We start from the raw sequence: 17,467 nt of genomic DNA on the forward strand, positions 1-17,467 counted from the left end.
AACACTAAATTTTAATCGTACCTGAAGGTTATTTTAAGACGGTTTAAAACTTTATCTTTCCATCACAATTCTTATCTTTGCGTGCTTTAAAAAAATAGATACCAATGCGCATATCCTACAACTGGTTAAAACAATTCATTAAATTAGACTGGAAATCCGAAGAAACAGCCGCCCTGCTTACCGACCTTGGCCTTGAAGTTGAGGGAGTAGACAAATTTGAGTCGCTTAAAGGCGGGCTTGAGGGTGTTGTAGTGGGCCACGTGCTTACCTGCATTCAGCACCCTAATGCCGACAGGCTAAGGGTTACCACTGTAGACCTTGGAGACGGCACACCGGTACAAATTGTTTGCGGCGCGCCTAATGTAGCTGTGGGCCAAAAGGTTCCCGTAGCAACCATTGGCACAACATTATACGATAAAGAAGGAAATGCTTTCCAGATTAAAAAAGGCAAAATTCGCGGCGAAGAAAGCCACGGTATGATATGTGCTGAAGACGAATTGGGCATCGGCGAAAGCCATGACGGTATCATGATCTTAAAAGACGACCTTAAGCCGGGCACTCCTGCCTCTAAGGTATTTAATATTGTTAGCGATGAGGTGTTTGAAATTGGCCTTACCCCTAACCGCGCCGATGCTATGAGCCACCTTGGCGTAGCGCGCGACCTAAGGGCCGGGCTTACCCAAAAAAATGTACATACAGAGCTTATCACGCCCTCGGTTAGCAACTTTAGGGTAGATAAGCGTACCCTTAAAATAGATATTAAGGTTGAAGATAATAAGCTTGTTCCCCGCTATTGTGGTGTTACCATAAGTGGTGTTACGGTACAGCAATCGCCGGAATGGCTGCAAAACAGGCTGAAAGCTATTGGGCTTACCCCAAAAAATAATGTGGTTGACGTTACCAATTATGTACTGCATGAACTTGGGCAGCCACTGCACGCTTTTGATGCTGCTAAAATTAAAGGCCTTAAAGTATTGGTTAAAAATGCTACCGAAGGTACTAAATTTACCACCCTTGATGATATTGAGCGCACGCTAAGCAGTGAAGACATTGTTATTTGCGACGAAAATGGCCCTATGGCCATTGCCGGAGTTATGGGCGGTAAAAAATCAGGTGTTACAGAGGGTACATCGGCTATATTTTTAGAGAGTGCTTACTTTAATCCGGTAAGCATCCGTAAATCGGCTAAACGCCACGGGATAAGCAGTGATGCGTCATTTAGGTTTGAAAGGGGTATAGACCCAACCATTACGCAATATGCCCTTAAACGCGCTGCATTGCTTATACAGGAAACCGGTGGTGGCGAAATTACCTGCGACCTTGAGGATATTTACCCTAAAAAGATAGAAGACCATTCGGTTTTTCTAAATTTTGATAATGTTACCCGCGTTATAGGTCAGGAATTACCTAAGGAAACCATCAAAAAAATACTGGTATCGCTGGAGGTAAAAATCAGCACCATGTCAGAAAAAGGGCTTGGGCTTATTATACCATCCTACCGCGTAGATGTTGAGCGCGAAATTGATGTTATAGAAGAGATACTTCGTGTATACGGCTACAACAATATTAACTTTACACAAAAGCTTAACGCTTCAATCGCAAACGCATCGCGTACCGATGATCATAAGCTTCAAAACATTGTAGGCTCGCAGCTTACATCGCTTGGGTTTAACGAAATGATGGCCAACTCGCTTACAACTCCGGAATATATTAAGCTATCCGAAAACCTTAAGGAAGAATTTAATGTACTTATGCTTAACCCGTTAAGCAGCGACCTTTCTGCCATGAGGCAGTCGCTTTTGTTTAGTGCATTGGAGGCTGTTTCTTTCAACATTAACCGCCGCCGTGCCGACCTTAAGTTTTTTGAGTTTGGCAAGACATACCATAAAATGCCATCGGGTTACGAAGAGAAAAAACACCTAACCCTTACCGTTACCGGAAGCAGGACATCTGAAAGCTGGGCTCAGCAACAAAAAACAGCCGACTTTTTTATGTTTAAAGGCTATGTAACTAATATACTGGCAAGGCTCGGCTTTAGTAAAGTACAAACTCAGCCGCTTACCAATGATGTTTTTGCAGAGGGTATTGCCCTGGCAATTGGCAGCGATGTTATTGTTGAGTTTGGTACCATTAAGAAAACCATCCTTAAACATTTTGATATTAAACAGGAAGTTCTATTTGCCGATTTTAACTGGGGGGCTATTTCTAAACTGGTTACAGGTAAGATTAAGTATACTGATATCTCTAAATTCCCTGAAGTACGCCGCGACCTTGCCCTATTGGTAGACAATGGTGTTACGTTTGAAAGCATTTATGATATTGCACGTAACACCGAAAAGGTACTGCTTAAAGATATAAGCCTGTTTGACGTGTACGAAGGCAAAAACCTGCCGGAAGGTAAAAAATCATACGCTGTGAGCTTTATGTTGCAGGATAGCACCAAAACGCTTACCGATGAGCAAATAGACAAGATAATGACTAAAATAAGACAAAACCTGGAAACCCAAACGGGTGCCCAATTAAGGTAAAACCTGATTCTCTAAATATCAAATGCCCCGTACTTTTAGTATGGGGCATTTTATTTTGCCATAAATTACAAGAATTAAATCTAATTGAATTTATTCAATTCGCGTCCAATCTATTATAAACAAAAATGCCACCCATAAGGTGGCATTTTTGTATCATATAAAACTTAAAAATTACTATTTAAGTTTTGCTTTCATGGCTTTGTAATCGTCCATTCTTTCAAGCGCCTGGTACATACCCGCAAGTACCTGAATAACATACTGATCTTCCGGTTTTGCTTTATGTGCCTTTTCTAAGTAAGGAATAGCGTTGCTATATAAACCTTCCCTTTGTTTTTTAAGCACATCATAACGCTGATTGTCTTTTGCAGTGTTACCAAGCTTGTTCATTTCATCAACGATTTTTTTCTCGTTGCGAATGGCAAGTACACCCATATTAACAAGGGCATCAAAATAATCAGGCTTAAGTTCAATTGCTTTTTTGTAATATTTCTCAGCCTCTACAGGATCTGCTTCAGATGAAACTACACCAAGGTTAAAGAACAATACTGGGTCGTTAGGGCTTTTTTGGGCAGCCTCTTCAATAAGCCTTTTGTAGCTGGCCATATCCTTAGTTTTAAGGTAAAGCTCAGCTTCGGCAATAATAAGGCCGGTATCGTTAGGATTAGATTTCCTTGCGTTAGCCATAGCCTGTTTAGCTTTTTCAGTTTCACCTTTTTGGGCATAGATAAGCGCAATGTTTTTTACGATATCACCTTTTAACGAAGGCAACTTTTCAGCTTTAGGATTGATGTATTTTCCAGTTTTAACCGAAAGATCCATAGTTTGTTGGTTAGGGAACCCCTCAACCTCGTTGGTTTCTTTATTGGTTGCGGTATAGTTAGTACCTTCGCCTGTAAAACCTACCCTGTCAAGTTCAAGGTAATGTTTAAGGGCACTATCGTAATCCTGGCTGTTAAGCGCCATTGCCGCAGCATTGTAAAGGCTAACACCATCGGTTTTATCTACCTCGTAAGCAAGAGCATAGGCAGCTGATGCCTTTTTGTAATCTTTAGCCCTGTTAAAATCATTAGCTGCACTAACCACCATAGTTTTGATAGTAGGCAAAATTTGCGTTTGTATCTCCTCGGTGTGGTTCTTTTTACCAGCTTTTTCAAGCTCAATTACCTGATTATAATCTGCAATAGCAGCAGGTAACATTGACGGCGCTAACGACTGGTTCTTTTTAATTTCACCAACCGCGTATTGTGCTTTGTAAAAATAAAAATCAGCTTTTTGATCGTTAGAGGCAGCACCTATAAGCGGCTCTGCCTTATCCAGCAATGTTTTGTATTCTGCAGGATACGTTTGAGTTGCAGCACCTTTGTCGTTTAATTTTTTAAGTGCCTTTAGCTCATCTTTTTGTGCAAATGCGCTTATTGATACCAATAGCGACGCTGCAAGTGCATACTTAATGTTCATAAAATTATATTTATTCGTTTGTTTGTTCGTCTTCGTCAGTAAAATCAGCAGGGTCAATGTTAAGGTCATCAACATCAGTACCTTCCGGTACTATGATACCATTAACGCCATTTTCGGCATCAATATCACCTTCTGCAATAGCCTCTTCCACGGCTTCCTCTTCGCGCATAACCTTAGTTACGGCAGCAATAGAGTCGTTACCTTTAATATTAATAAGGCGTACACCCTGTGTAGCACGGCCCATAACCCTAAGGTCACTTACCGCCATACGAATAGTAAGGCCTGATTTATTAATGATCATAAGGTCATCAGCATCGGTAACACTGTTAATAGATACAAGGCTACCGGTTTTATCTGTAATATTTAGGGTTTTAACACCTTTACCACCACGGTTGGTGATCCTGTAGTCATCAAGGCTGCTTCGCTTGCCATATCCGTTTTCTGATACCACAAGAATTTCGCTGCTCATATCATTTACAGATACCATGCCAATAACTTCGTCTTTCTCGTCCTGAAGGGTAATACCACGAACACCCGATGCGCTACGGCCCATTGGGCGGGTCTTGCCTTCTTCAAAACGAACCAGCTTGCCCGATTTTACCGCTATAAGCACCTGGCTCTCGCCTGTGGTAAGTTTAGCTTCTAACAGCTCATCATCTTCACGGATGGTTATCGCGTTGATACCGTTAAGTCGCGGACGTGAGTATTGCTCCAGCAAGGTCTTTTTAACGATACCCTGTTTGGTAGCCATAATAACATAGTGGCTGTTTATGTACTCCTCATTCTTAAGATCCTGAGTACAGATAAACGCCTTAACCTTATCGTCATTCTCTATATTAATAAGGTTTTGAATAGCGCGGCCTTTGCTGGTTTTAGTACCTTCCGGAATTTCGTAAACCCTCATCCAGAAACATTTTCCTTTTTGGGTAAAGAACAGCATATAGTTATGATTTGTAGCCACGAACAGGTGCTCAAGGAAATCCTGGTCGCGTGTTGCCACGCCTTTTTGGCCTACACCACCCCTGTTTTGTGTTTTGTATTCAGAAAGCGGGGTACGCTTAATGTAACCTGCGTGTGATATGGTAATAACCACATTTTCATCGGCAATAAGGTCTTCTATACTAACATCGCCACCGGCATATTCTATTTGAGAACGACGGTCATCGCCATATTTATCGCGTATCTCTACAAGCTCTTCTTTAATAAGTGCCATCCTAAGTTCTTTGCTCTCTAATAAAGCTTTTAACTCAGCGATCAATTTCATTATCTCTTCATATTCTGCACGAAGCTTATCCTGCTCCAGGCCGGTAAGCTGCCTTAAACGCATCTCTACAATAGCACGCGCCTGAATTTCAGAAAGGTTAAACCTTTCAATCAATTTACCACGCGCTTCTTCGCCATCTTTCGATGCACGTATAAGCTGGATAACCTCATCAATATTATCAGATGCTATAATTAAACCCTCTAATATGTGCGCACGTTCTTCGGCTTTACGAAGTTCAAATTTAGTCCTCCTAACAACTACATCGTGCCTGTGCTCCACAAAGTAGTGAATCATGTCTTTCAGGTTAAGCATTTGCGGCCTGCCGTTTACAAGCGCAATATTGTTAACACTAAAAGAAGATTGTAACTGTGTATATTTATATAAGGTGTTAAGCACCACGTTAGGCACCGCATCGCGCTTAAGGATGTAAACGATACGCATACCGTTCCTGTCCGACTCATCGCGGATATTGGCAATACCCTCAATTTTTTTATCATTTACAAGGTCGGCAGTTTTCTTGATCATCTCTGCCTTATTAACCTGGTACGGAATTTCGGTAACGATAATGCATTCACGCCCGTCAACCTCTTCAAAGTTGATCTTAGCACGAACCACAATACGCCCACGGCCTGTTTTAAAAGCTTCGCGAACGCCTTCATAACCATATATTACACCACCCGTAGGAAAATCCGGTGCTTTAATATGGTGCATTAGCTCGTCTATCTCAATCTCATTATTATCTATGTAGGCAAGTGTACCATCAATAACCTCGGTAAGGTTGTGTGGCGGCATGTTAGTTGCCATACCTACTGCAATACCACTTGCACCGTTAATTAAAAGGTTAGGCACCCTGGTTGGCATAACCGTAGGTTCCTGTAGTGTATCATCAAAGTTTAACTGAAAGTCTACTGTTTCCTTATCAAGGTCGGCCATTATCTCTTCAGATATTTTACGCATCCTTGCCTCGGTATATCGCATTGCTGCCGGGCTGTCGCCGTCTATAGATCCAAAGTTACCCTGTCCGTCTACCAAAAGGTACCTAAGACTCCAGTCCTGGGCCATACGTACCATGGCATCATAAACAGATGTATCGCCATGCGGGTGGTACTTACCTAATACCTCCCCTACTATCCTTGCTGATTTTTTGTGGGCCCTGTTAGAAAGCACCCCCAGTTCGTACATACCAAAAAGTACCCTTCTATGCACGGGTTTCAAGCCATCCCTAACGTCCGGAAGCGCCCTGGAAACAATAACCGACATTGAATAGTCAATGTAAGCCGATTTCATTTGGTCTTCTATATTAATGGGAATTAACTTTTCTCCTTCTGCCATAAGTAGTTATATTAAAATTTATAGTTATTACAAAACGTGCCAATATACGCAATTTTATTACGATTTTAATCGTTTTAGCTTAGATTTTTAAACCATTTATCAACATTGCTACCTCCAATAAAAGTTCATAAACTAATATAAAAACGCTTTTATTATTCACTTATTTTTCGTCACTTAGCATGACAATACTTTTAAAGCGTATTGTCAGTACATTTAACTGGGTATGGTTTTTGTAAATTCTTAAACTAAATAGTTAAATTTACACTATTAAAGATAACATTATGGATGATAATTTTTCACCAAGGGTCAAGGATGTAATAACCTACAGCAAGGAAGAGGCTTTAAGGTTAGGGCATGACTTTATTGGTACAGAACACTTAATGTTGGGAATTTTAAGGGACGGTAATGGTAAGGCTATTTCTATCCTTAATAACATATCGGTAGATTTGGAGCATTTACGCAAAAAAGTTGAGATATTAAGCCCTGCAAACCCTAATGCTGAGCGTAACAATGAAAAGAAAAACCTTCATTTAACACGCCAGGCCGAAAGGGCACTTAGAACTACTTTCCTGGAAGCTAAAGTCTTTCAGAGCACCTCTATAAGCACGGCCCACCTATTGTTATGCATATTGCGCAATGAGAACGACCCTACCACAAAATTGCTCAACAAACTAAAAATTGATTACGAAACAGTTAAAGAACAATTTATCAGCATGACATCAAACGAAGAAGACTATATGGAAAATCTGCCAAAAGCAGAGTCCTATAACGACGATCCAGGACAGGATGACAGTTTGCGCGAAAGCACATTCAATAACCCTGCAGCAGGCAATAAGACCAATAAAAAATCTAAAACCCCGGTATTGGACAATTTTGGCCGCGACCTTACAGAACTTGCCGAAGAAGGCAAGCTTGACCCTGTAGTGGGCCGTGAAAAGGAAATTGAGCGTGTGTCTCAAATTCTTAGCCGCCGTAAAAAAAACAACCCCTTACTAATTGGTGAGCCGGGTGTGGGTAAATCGGCCATTGCCGAGGGCCTTGCACTGCGCATTATCCAAAAGAAAGTATCGCGTATACTTTTCAATAAACGTGTTGTAACCTTAGACCTTGCCAGCCTTGTTGCAGGCACTAAGTACCGCGGACAATTTGAAGAGCGTATGAAAGCAGTTATGAACGAACTTGAGAAAAATGATGATATTATCCTGTTTATAGATGAGATACATACTATTGTAGGTGCCGGTGGCGCTACGGGTTCTCTTGATGCGTCTAACATGTTTAAACCTGCTTTGGCAAGGGGCGAAATTCAATGCATCGGGGCTACTACATTAGATGAGTACCGCCAGTACATTGAGAAGGATGGCGCTCTTGAAAGGCGTTTCCAAAAAGTAATTGTAGAGCCTACCACGGTAGAAGAAACAATTACTATCCTAAACAACATCAAAAACAAATACGAAGATCACCACAATGTAATTTACACCCAGGAAGCTATTGAGGCCTGTGTAAAACTTACAAGCAGGTACATGAGCGAGCGCTTTTTACCGGACAAAGCTATTGATGCTTTAGATGAGGCAGGATCACGCGTTCACATTACAAACATTGATGTTCCTAAACAAATACTTGACCTCGAAAGGCAGCTTGAAGAGGTTCGTGAGCTTAAAAATACCGTTGTTAAAAAACAAAAGTATGAAGAGGCCGCTAAACTTAGAGACGACGAGAAACGTATAGAAAAAGACCTTGCTATTGCCCAGGAGCAGTGGGAGGAAGATTCTAAAAACAACCGTATTACTGTTACCGAAGATAATGTTGCCGATGTGGTAAGTATGATGACAGGCATTCCTGTTAATCGTATTGCACAGACAGAGAGCAACAAACTTGCTAAATTGCCGGAACTTATTCGTGGTAAAGTAATTGGCCAGGATGAGGCAGTTAACAAAATTGCCAAATCTATTCAGCGTAACCGTGCAGGGCTTAAAGACCCTAACAAACCAATTGGGTCGTTTGTATTCTTAGGCCAAACCGGTGTTGGTAAAACACAGTTGGCTAAAGTTATTGCAAAAGAGCTTTTTGACAGCGAAGATGCCCTTGTGCGTATAGACATGAGCGAGTACATGGAGAAATTCGCCATCTCTCGCCTTGTAGGTGCGCCTCCGGGATATGTAGGTTATGAAGAAGGTGGACAGCTTACCGAAAAAGTGAGAAGGAAACCATACTGTGTGGTGCTTCTTGATGAGATCGAGAAAGCTCACCCTGATGTTTTCAACATGCTTTTACAGGTACTTGATGACGGTTTCCTTACTGATAGCTTAGGCCGCAAGATCGACTTTAAGAACACTATCATAGTAATGACATCTAACGTTGGTGCAAGGCAGTTAAAAGACTTTGGCCAGGGTGTAGGTTTTGGTACATCTGCCAAAAAACTACAGGCAGATGAGCACAACAAAGGTGTTATTGAAGCCGCGCTTAAAAAAACCTTTGCACCAGAGTTCATTAACCGTATAGATGATATTATTGTGTTTAATGCCCTTGAAAAAGAGCACATAGACCTTATTATTGATATTGAGCTTGAAAAACTATATGCAAGGATAAAAGACCTTGGCTATAACATAGCACTTAGCGATAAAGCCAAAGATTTTATTGCCGAAAAAGGATTTGACAAACAGTATGGTGCAAGGCCACTTAAAAGGGCTATCCAGAAATATGTTGAAGATGTTTTGGCCGAAGAGATCATTACATCTAAAATATCAAGCGGTGATGAGATTTTCATGGATCTTGAAGAAAACGGTACAGAGCTTTCTGTTGCCATCAAGAAAGCAGAAAATCCTGCAAGCTAATTATAAAGTTTAATTCACCACAAAAATCCCCATTTCTAACGATCTGGGGATTTTTTTGTGGATTTATATTTGTTCTGATTTCGGGGTAACGCAAAGCGCGGTAACCAAATATAATTACTCTGTAATAAATAAGGGGTCACCTGGCTAATTATCATATTTATCCTCGCGCCCCCCCCTGCACTATACTGCCAATTAAGAATAAAAACATAGTTTGCTTCATTAGGCTTTATGCAACAACTTATGTGCGAAAATCAGCGCTCATAATCATATACCTATTCTACAATCTATTACCATCAAAATTAAACATAATCAAAAAACTATATCGATTTTTTGCGAATTAAAGCCCTACCTTTTACAACGAGTTTTCCTATATTTGCAGGCTTTGCTTTTATATTACAGGCTATTGCACTAATGTAAAATCAGGCAACCCAAACAAACACACATAACGTATTAATAATCAGCCTTTCGGGCTTTTTTTAGGACGAAAGGATATTTAAAAATTTAAAAAATGTCTGATACATCAAAAATCATTTACACGATAACTGATGAGGCCCCAATGCTGGCCACCCATTCACTTCTTCCCATTGTACAGGCTTTTGCCGCCCCTGCACGTATTGAAGTAGAAACAAGGGATATTTCGCTTGCCGGAAGGATCCTTGCTAATTTCCCTGAAAACCTTACTGCCGGCCAAAAAATTGGTGATGCCCTTACAGAGCTTGGCGAACTTGCCAACACTCCGGAGGCTAACATCATTAAATTGCCAAACATTTCGGCTTCTGTGCCTCAGCTTAAAGCTGCCATTAAAGAGCTACAGTCGCAGGGTTACAACATTCCTGATTTCCCGGAAGATGCAAAAACCGATGCCGAGAAAGATGCTAAAGCTAAATACAGCAAAGTGTTAGGTTCTGCCGTAAACCCGGTGCTTCGCGAAGGTAACTCAGACCGCCGTGCACCACGCGCTGTTAAAAACTACGCTAAGGCACACCCGCACTCTATGGGTAAATGGACAGCCGACTCTAAAACACACGTTGCCAGCATGAGCGAAGGTGATTTTTACGGAAGTGAAAAATCGGTTACGGTAAAAGATGCTACAGATGTTAAAATAGAGTTTACGGCTAAAGATGGTACTGTTACCGTTTTAAAAGCAAACACACCGCTTAAAGCAGGCGAAATAATTGACAGTTCTGCGCTTAACCTTAACAAACTAAAAGCGTTTGTTGCTAAAGAAATTGCAGACGCTAAAGATAAAGGTGTATTGTTCTCGGTTCACCTTAAGGCTACCATGATGAAGGTTTCTGACCCTATTATCTTTGGTGCTATTGTAGAGGTATTTTACAAAGATGTATTTGAAAAATACGCACAGCTTTTTGCCGATCTTGGTGTTGACACCCGTAACGGCCTTGGCGACGTTTACGCTAAAATTGCAGGCAAACCTGAGGAAGCTGAAGTAAAAGCGGCTATTGATGCAGTTTACACTACTGCTCCTGCCCTTGCTTATGTAAACTCTGATAACGGTATTACCAACCTGCATGTGCCAAGTGATGTTATTGTAGATGCTTCTATGCCGGCTATGATACGTACAAGCGGCCAAATGTGGAATGTTGATGGTAAAAGCCAGGATACTAAAGCTATTATACCGGACAGGAGTTACAGCGGAATTTATACTGCTACAATCGATTTTTGTAAAAAACACGGTGCCTTTAACCCTGCAACTATGGGTAGCGTACCAAACGTGGGCCTTATGGCTCAAAAAGCTGAGGAGTACGGTAGCCACGATAAAACATTCCAGGCTGCTGCCGATGGTGTTGTTAAAGTAATTGACAACAATAGCGGTACAGTATACATGGAGCAAACTGTAGAGAAAGGCGATATCTTCAGGATGTGCCAAACTAAAGATGCCCCTATACAGGACTGGGTTAAGCTTGCTGTTAACCGTGCCCGTTTATCGGATACTCCTGCTATTTTCTGGTTAGATGAAAAACGTGCCCACGATGTTCAGCTTATCGAAAAAGTAAAAACATACCTTAAAGACCACGATACTAACGGCCTTGATATACAAATTCTTGATCCTGTTGCTGCTACAAGCTATACTTTAGAGCGCATCATTAAAGGTGAAGATACCATATCGGTTACCGGAAATGTACTGCGTGACTATTTAACTGATTTATTCCCAATTCTTGAGCTTGGAACTTCAGCTAAAATGCTTTCTATCGTTCCGTTAATGAATGGTGGAGGATTGTTTGAAACCGGTGCTGGCGGATCAGCCCCTAAACACGTTCAGCAATTTGTAGAGGAAGGTTACCTTCGTTGGGATTCGCTTGGAGAGTTCCTTGCCCTTGGCGTTTCGTTAGAGCACCTTGGACAAACTTTAAACAACTCTAAGGCTTTGGTATTATCTGAAACTTTAGATGCTGCTAACGAGAAATTCCTTGAAAACGATAAATCTCCGGCACGTAAGGTAGGCGAGATTGATAACCGCGGTTCTCATTTTTACCTTGCACTATACTGGGCACAAGCTCTTGCTGCTCAGAATAAAGATGCAGAACTTAAAGCGAAATTTACTGAAATCGCTAAAGATCTTACCGAAAACGAAGCTAAAATTGATGCTGAGTTAATAGGTGCACAAGGCAAACCACAGGAAATTGGCGGTTACTACCACCCTGATTACGCACTTACAGATAAAGCCATGAGGCCAAGCGATACCTTTAACGCTATCCTTGCTAAACTGGTTTAATCAATTATAATTAGTTACAAATTCTTATAAAGCTATCCTGAAAAGGGTAGCTTTTTGTTTAATATTTAATTCGATAGGGCTTGACACAAATTTCACAAATTCGCACAAATCAAAAATAAGCTAACCCCTCCCCTTTTCACTAAGCAAAATCCTGTATTTGCGGCCAACGGGTACTATGCTTCCGTTAGAAAGCCTTACCTCCTGCCCCGCTGTATTTTGAGTATGCATAATATTAATAATGAATGATTTATGCACGCGTACAAAATTGGCATCAAGATCATTAGCTATGGCGCTAAGGGCACCGTAAACTACAACCGGCATTTGCCTGCCCATTAAATATACCTTAAGGTAATTGCCGTAACTTTCAATATAAATAACATCAGTAATAGGTACATTTATAGTGTCTTTAGCAGTCTTTAGTGACAGCATGGTTTTGTTAGGAGCTAAAACTTTGGCATCACAAAATATCTTAGCTTTCTCAACGGCTTTTGTAAAGGCGGGCAAGCCAATGGGCTTTACTAAATAATCAACAGCATCATACTTAAATGCATCTAATGCATAGTCAGAATAGGCCGTAGTAATAATGGTTGCAGGGCGAAAAGGCAGCTGCTCCATCAGCTCTATACCGGTGGTTATTGGCATATTAATATCCAGGAAAACGATATCAAACCGCCGCTGCTCTAAAAGCTGTATTGCCTCTTTACCATTAGAGGCACTGGCTATAAACTCCAGTCCCGGTGTGTTTTTTATATGCGACTGAATAACAAGGTACGCCGGAACCTCATCATCAACTATCAGGCATTTGTAGGTAGGTCCCATAGCTGTAATTTTAATTTATAATGCTCATTATCCTGTTCGCAGTCAATACTATATTTAATAGAAAGTACTTCCAGCCTTCGCATTAAGTTACTGATGCCTAAATTAGTGCCGTTTAGCTTAGAGCCTTCCGGCAGATAGCTGTTCTCTATCATAAAGCAAAACTTTTGAGGCGTAATTTCCCAGTCCATTTTTATGTAAGGTTCATCGGTTTCCGACGAGAATTTAACGGCATTCTCCACCAACGGCATCAATACCAAAGGCGGAATTACCCTGTCCTGATTGGGTGCTATAACAGCATGGTTAATAACGGTAAGCTTGCCACTTTTGTACTGGTAATATTCCATATACTTTTTTACAAAATCCATCTCGCTTATAAGCGAAACGCTCTCTTTCTTGGTAGCCTCTATCTGGTAGCGCAACAGTGTAGAAAGTTCTAATATACGTTCGGGTATACTTTCAGGCCGGGCGAGCGATTCGCCATACAAATTGTTCATGGCATTAAGCAAAAAGTGCGGGTTAAGCTGCTGCTTTAAAAAGTTGAGTTCATTTTCCGTCACGGCCAGTTTTCTGCTGGTGGTAATAATATTTTGTGTAATCCACAAATGAATAAAATAGAAACCGCTACCTACAATAGCAATAAAAAACTGCCTGAAAACCCTGGTAACACCTGCATGTTCTGGTTTATAAAAATTCGGGATATAGAAACCTAAAATGGTCATAACCATCCAGTACAAAAGGAAAAAAATAATAAAGTCGCCATATTTATTTTTATGCAATAAACCATTAACTAGCAGCAAATTACTACCTAATATAAGCAAATAATTAGGGTATACCGCATAAGAAATTTCCGCAACCCTATCTTCATTCGAAGGACCTTCAAAATGATCTATTAAAATAATAGTGCAAAAAATAAGTGTCAGGAAAAACAAATTCCTGAACCATATATTCTCATACCTAAAGTATCTTACCATACAAACAAAATTAGGGCATTATAGGTGTTGAAACCGTTATAACAACGCTTTTTATGCAAACGGCGTTTGTATAAAAAAGTATGCTTACCATAATTTAATACAATGGTTAAAGTTATAGTTAATACTTTTACTACAAATCATCAATTAACCCAATCAAAACAATGAACAGACGTTTTATTTTGTACTTTTTAATGGCACTCTTTTCGGCCGTGTCGGGTTTTGCCCAGCAAAAGTTTACACTTAGCGGCACCATTGCCGATGTAGGCAATAAAGAAACACTAATAGGTGCCAGCGTTTACATTAAAGAACTGGAAATGGCGGTATCTACCAATGCTTCAGGAGCGTATAGTATATCACTTCCCGCAGGCACTTACACCGTACAGGTTAGTTTTGTAAGCTATGGCACTACTGAAACCACCATTGTTCTTAATAAAAACACAAAAAAGAACTTTGAACTTAGCAACAGCTCGCAGGAATTGCAGGAGGTGGTTATCTCTCAAAACACAAGCAAGCGCGCCAATATTAAGAGTCCGGAAATGAGCGTTGCCAAGCTAACTGCAGAGGATATTAAGAAAATGCCTGCGGTATTAGGCGAGGTAGACGTAATAAAATCGCTCATGCAATTGCCTGGCGTTACCAATGCCGGCGAAGGTTCATCGGGCTTTAATGTGCGTGGTGGCGCGGCCGACCAAAACCTTATATTACTGGATGATGCCAACCTTTTTAGCTCATCGCACTTATTTGGGTTCTTTTCGGTTTTTAATTCAGACGCCATAAAAGACCTTAACCTCTATAAAGGCGGGGTACCGGCACGTTACGGCGGGAGGGTATCATCGGTACTGGATATTACCCAGCGCGAAGGCAGCCTTACCGATTTTCATGCCGTGGGTGGTATAGGGCTGATATCGAGCAGGCTGGTTGCCGAAGGGCCCATCAAAAAAGATAAAGGATCGTTTTTAGTGGGAGGAAGAAGTTCTTACGCCCACCTGTTCCTTAAACTGGCTGATAATGAGAACTCAGCTTATTTTTACGATCTTAATACAAGGGCCAATTACAAGCTTGGCGAAAATGACAAGGTATATTTTTCGGGTTACTTAGGGCGCGACGTTATTAAGATCGCCGAGAGCTTTAGCAATATCTACGGTAATACCGTAGCTAACATGGGCTGGAGCCATAAATTCAGTGACAATCTAAGTGGCAACATGGCAGCCATTTACAGCGATTACCTGTATGGTATGGAGCTCGATTTTATTGGCTTTAACTGGGAAAGTGGCATTAAAAGCTACACGTTTAAATATGATTTTAAACACAAGCTAACCGATAAGTTTAAGCTAACCTACGGTCTTAGTGGTATTTACTACAACTTTAATCCCGGTACTATAGAACCAAGCGACGCAGATTCCGGCATAAATGCCGATCAGCTTGACAGGAAATATGCCTTTGAAAGCGCCCTGTATTTAGATGCCGAACACGAACTTACCGATAAGTTTACCGTGAGCTACGGCCTGCGCTACAGCAGGTTTAACCGATTAGGATCGCAGGATGTTAACCTTTATGCTAATAATCAGGCAGTTGTTTTTAATGACGAACTTAAGATTTATGAAAAAGGTGTACCAATAAGTACCCAACATTACAGCGGTAGCGAAAGCATAGCAAAATTCGACAATTTAGAGCCCCGTGCGGCCGTTTCATACCAGTTAGGAGAAGACCAGTCGGTTAAGGCGAGTTACAACCGCATGGCGCAGTACCTGCACTTAATAAGCAACACGGCATCGGCAACGCCCCTTGATGTTTGGGCACCAAGTGACGACTTTATGAAGCCGCAGTTGCTGGACCAGTATGCAGCGGGGTACTTCCGCAACTTTAAAAATGACGCCTATACCCTTGAGACAGAGGTATTTTACAAGACCATGAAAAACAGGGTAGATTATATTGATGGCGCCGACCTGATAGCTAACGACGCTATAGAGCAGGTGGTACTTCCCGGCAAGGCAAGGGCTTACGGGCTTGAGGTACTGGTGCGTAAAAACAAGGGCAAACTAACCGGATGGATAGCTTATACCCTATCACGATCAGAGCAGCGAACCCCTGGCAGGAATGCAACCGAAACCGGTATTAACAACGGCGAATGGTACAAAACGGGTTATGATAAACTGCATAACCTCTCTGTAACAGGGTCTTATCAATATACTGATAAATGGTCGTTTAGCGGGATATTCTCGTTGCAGTCGGGTCGCCCGGTAACCAACCCTAACGGGCAATACCAGTATGGCGATATCATCGTACCAAGTTACAGCAACCGTAATGAGAACAGGCTGCCTGCCTACCACCATTTAGATGTTTCGGCAACGTATACTCCTAAGCCTGAGAAGAAAAAGGGCTGGCAGGGCGAGTGGGTCTTTAGCATTTACAACCTGTACAACAGGCAAAACGCTGCCTCTATTACCTTTGGGCAGAACGAAGATACCGGGGTTAACGAGGCTACAAGGCTGTCTATCTTTGGGGTGATCCCGAGTGTTACGTATAACTTTAAATTTTAGTACGCAATCATGAAAAACTTAAAATATATACTTCTGATTTTAAACATCTTACTACTAACTTCGTGTGAAGAAGTAGTTGATGTAGACCTTGATACTGCCCCGCCCCGCCTGGTTGTAGAGGCCTCTATAGACTGGGAAAAAGGCACATCGGGCACTAACCAAACTATTAAGTTAACTACTACTACAGGCTACTATGACACTGTAATACCGGTAGTTAACGGTGCAACAGTGTTTATAACCAATAGCGCCAATACGATATTTACCTTTACCGAAACGCCGGGCAGCGGGCAGTACGTTTGCGACAATTTTTACCCCGAACTGGGCGAAACTTATACCCTAACGGTAATCAGCGGCGGACAGACCTACACTGCTACCGAAACCATGATGCAATCGCCTGATATTACGTATACTACACAGGCTGAGGAAGGTGGTATTTTAGGCGATGAAATAGAAATTCGTTACTATTATAACGACATACCCGATGAAAGTAACTACTACCTTACACGTGCTACTGCCTCTGTAATACCCGTTCCTGAGTACGATCTTAACAGCGATGAGTTCTCTGAAAATAATGAAATGTTTGAGTTTTTTAGCGATGAAGACCTTAAGGCCGGCGACGTAGTAAACGTGAAACTATACGGAATATCAGAGCGTTACTACGAATTTATGAACATATTACTGGAAGCTGCAGGCGGTGGTGGCAACCCTTTTCAGGGGGTGCCTACCATGGCCCGTGGCAACCTTTTAAACCAGACTGACGAAAGCAATTATGCCTTGGGATATTTTAGGGTATGCCAGGTAACGAATTTGGATATTACGATTCAGTAAAAAATATTTAAAAATTGAACGATTGAAAAATTTAACAATTGCAATTCATGATTTTGAAATTTGGGGTTCAAATCTGAAATTTTAACACTGATATTTCACTTTTGGATTTTGAAATGGCCATTTCTGACCTCAAAAAAGGGGGATTTTATGTCAAAAAAGGCT

9 protein-coding genes are annotated in these 17,467 nt (G+C 41.3%); 5 read left to right on the forward strand and 4 right to left on the reverse strand.

Annotation, left to right across the window (positions count from 1 at the left end):
* Window positions 1–104 precede the first annotated feature (104 nt).
* Entirely contained in the window at window positions 105–2,528 is a 2,424-nt protein-coding gene (gene pheT, locus FMM05_RS11785; RefSeq protein ID WP_143373584.1) for a phenylalanine--tRNA ligase subunit beta, read from the forward strand.
* A 174-nt stretch (window positions 2,529–2,702) separates the two neighbouring features.
* On the opposite strand, the gene FMM05_RS11790 is transcribed toward pheT, so the two are convergent.
* Together FMM05_RS11790 and gyrA are read right to left on the reverse strand one after the other, a co-directional pair.
* A complete protein-coding gene (locus FMM05_RS11790; protein ID WP_143373585.1) occupies window positions 2,703–3,986 on the reverse strand; it encodes a tetratricopeptide repeat protein in 1,284 nt (427 codons plus the stop codon).
* Between the two features lie 10 nt (window positions 3,987–3,996).
* The gene (gene gyrA, locus FMM05_RS11795; RefSeq protein WP_143373586.1) at window positions 3,997–6,582 is read right to left on the reverse strand and encodes a DNA gyrase subunit A; all 2,586 of its coding nucleotides are present in this window, start codon (window positions 6,580–6,582) and stop codon (window positions 3,997–3,999) included.
* Window positions 6,583–6,863: 281 nt separating this feature from the next.
* Between gyrA and FMM05_RS11800 the strand changes: the two genes are divergently transcribed.
* Window positions 6,864–9,413 carry an ATP-dependent Clp protease ATP-binding subunit gene (locus FMM05_RS11800; protein WP_143373587.1) on the forward strand — a complete coding sequence of 850 codons (2,550 nt, stop codon included), beginning with the start codon at window positions 6,864–6,866 and terminating at the stop codon, window positions 9,411–9,413.
* Window positions 9,414–9,921: 508 nt separating this feature from the next.
* A complete protein-coding gene (locus tag FMM05_RS11805; RefSeq protein WP_143373588.1) occupies window positions 9,922–12,147 on the forward strand; it encodes an NADP-dependent isocitrate dehydrogenase in 2,226 nt (741 codons plus the stop codon).
* 120 nt (window positions 12,148–12,267) lie between these two features.
* Here FMM05_RS11805 and FMM05_RS11810 read toward each other — a convergent pair whose 3' ends face one another.
* The gene (locus FMM05_RS11810) at window positions 12,268–12,966 is read right to left on the reverse strand and encodes a LytR/AlgR family response regulator transcription factor (RefSeq protein ID WP_143373589.1); all 699 of its coding nucleotides are present in this window, start codon (window positions 12,964–12,966) and stop codon (window positions 12,268–12,270) included.
* Window positions 12,942–13,937, reverse strand: a complete 996-nt coding sequence (locus FMM05_RS11815; protein WP_143373590.1) for a sensor histidine kinase — start codon at window positions 13,935–13,937, stop codon at window positions 12,942–12,944. The genes FMM05_RS11810 and FMM05_RS11815 overlap by 25 nt, the downstream gene beginning before the upstream one ends.
* A 161-nt stretch (window positions 13,938–14,098) precedes the next feature.
* Between FMM05_RS11815 and FMM05_RS11820 the strand changes: the two genes are divergently transcribed.
* Entirely contained in the window at window positions 14,099–16,477 is a 2,379-nt protein-coding gene (locus tag FMM05_RS11820; RefSeq protein ID WP_143373591.1) for a TonB-dependent receptor, read from the forward strand.
* Between the two features lie 9 nt (window positions 16,478–16,486).
* Window positions 16,487–17,305, forward strand: coding sequence for a DUF4249 domain-containing protein (locus FMM05_RS11825; protein WP_143373592.1), 819 nt, complete (start codon window positions 16,487–16,489; stop codon window positions 17,303–17,305).
* The last annotated feature ends 162 nt before the right edge of the window (window positions 17,306–17,467 follow it).

The sequence above is a fragment of the Flavobacterium zepuense genome (genome assembly GCF_007097145.1).
GTDB classification, from domain to species: domain Bacteria; phylum Bacteroidota; class Bacteroidia; order Flavobacteriales; family Flavobacteriaceae; genus Flavobacterium; species Flavobacterium zepuense.

What these genes read in the sequence shown, in the direction of transcription:
- FMM05_RS11790 (WP_143373585.1), bottom strand. Translation starts at nt 3,986, where the DNA reads ATGAACATTAAGTATGCACTTGCAGCGTCGCTATTGGTATCAATAAGC.
- FMM05_RS11805 (WP_143373588.1), top strand. Translation starts at nt 9,922, where the DNA reads ATGTCTGATACATCAAAAATCATTTACACGATAACTGATGAGGCCCCA.
- FMM05_RS11820 (WP_143373591.1), top strand. Translation starts at nt 14,099, where the DNA reads ATGAACAGACGTTTTATTTTGTACTTTTTAATGGCACTCTTTTCGGCC.
- FMM05_RS11815 (WP_143373590.1), bottom strand. Translation starts at nt 13,937, where the DNA reads ATGGTAAGATACTTTAGGTATGAGAATATATGGTTCAGGAATTTGTTT.
- FMM05_RS11810 (WP_143373589.1), bottom strand. Translation starts at nt 12,966, where the DNA reads ATGGGACCTACCTACAAATGCCTGATAGTTGATGATGAGGTTCCGGCG.
- FMM05_RS11825 (WP_143373592.1), top strand. Translation starts at nt 16,487, where the DNA reads ATGAAAAACTTAAAATATATACTTCTGATTTTAAACATCTTACTACTA.
- pheT (WP_143373584.1), top strand. Translation starts at nt 105, where the DNA reads ATGCGCATATCCTACAACTGGTTAAAACAATTCATTAAATTAGACTGG.
- gyrA (WP_143373586.1), bottom strand. Translation starts at nt 6,582, where the DNA reads ATGGCAGAAGGAGAAAAGTTAATTCCCATTAATATAGAAGACCAAATG.
- FMM05_RS11800 (WP_143373587.1), top strand. Translation starts at nt 6,864, where the DNA reads ATGGATGATAATTTTTCACCAAGGGTCAAGGATGTAATAACCTACAGC.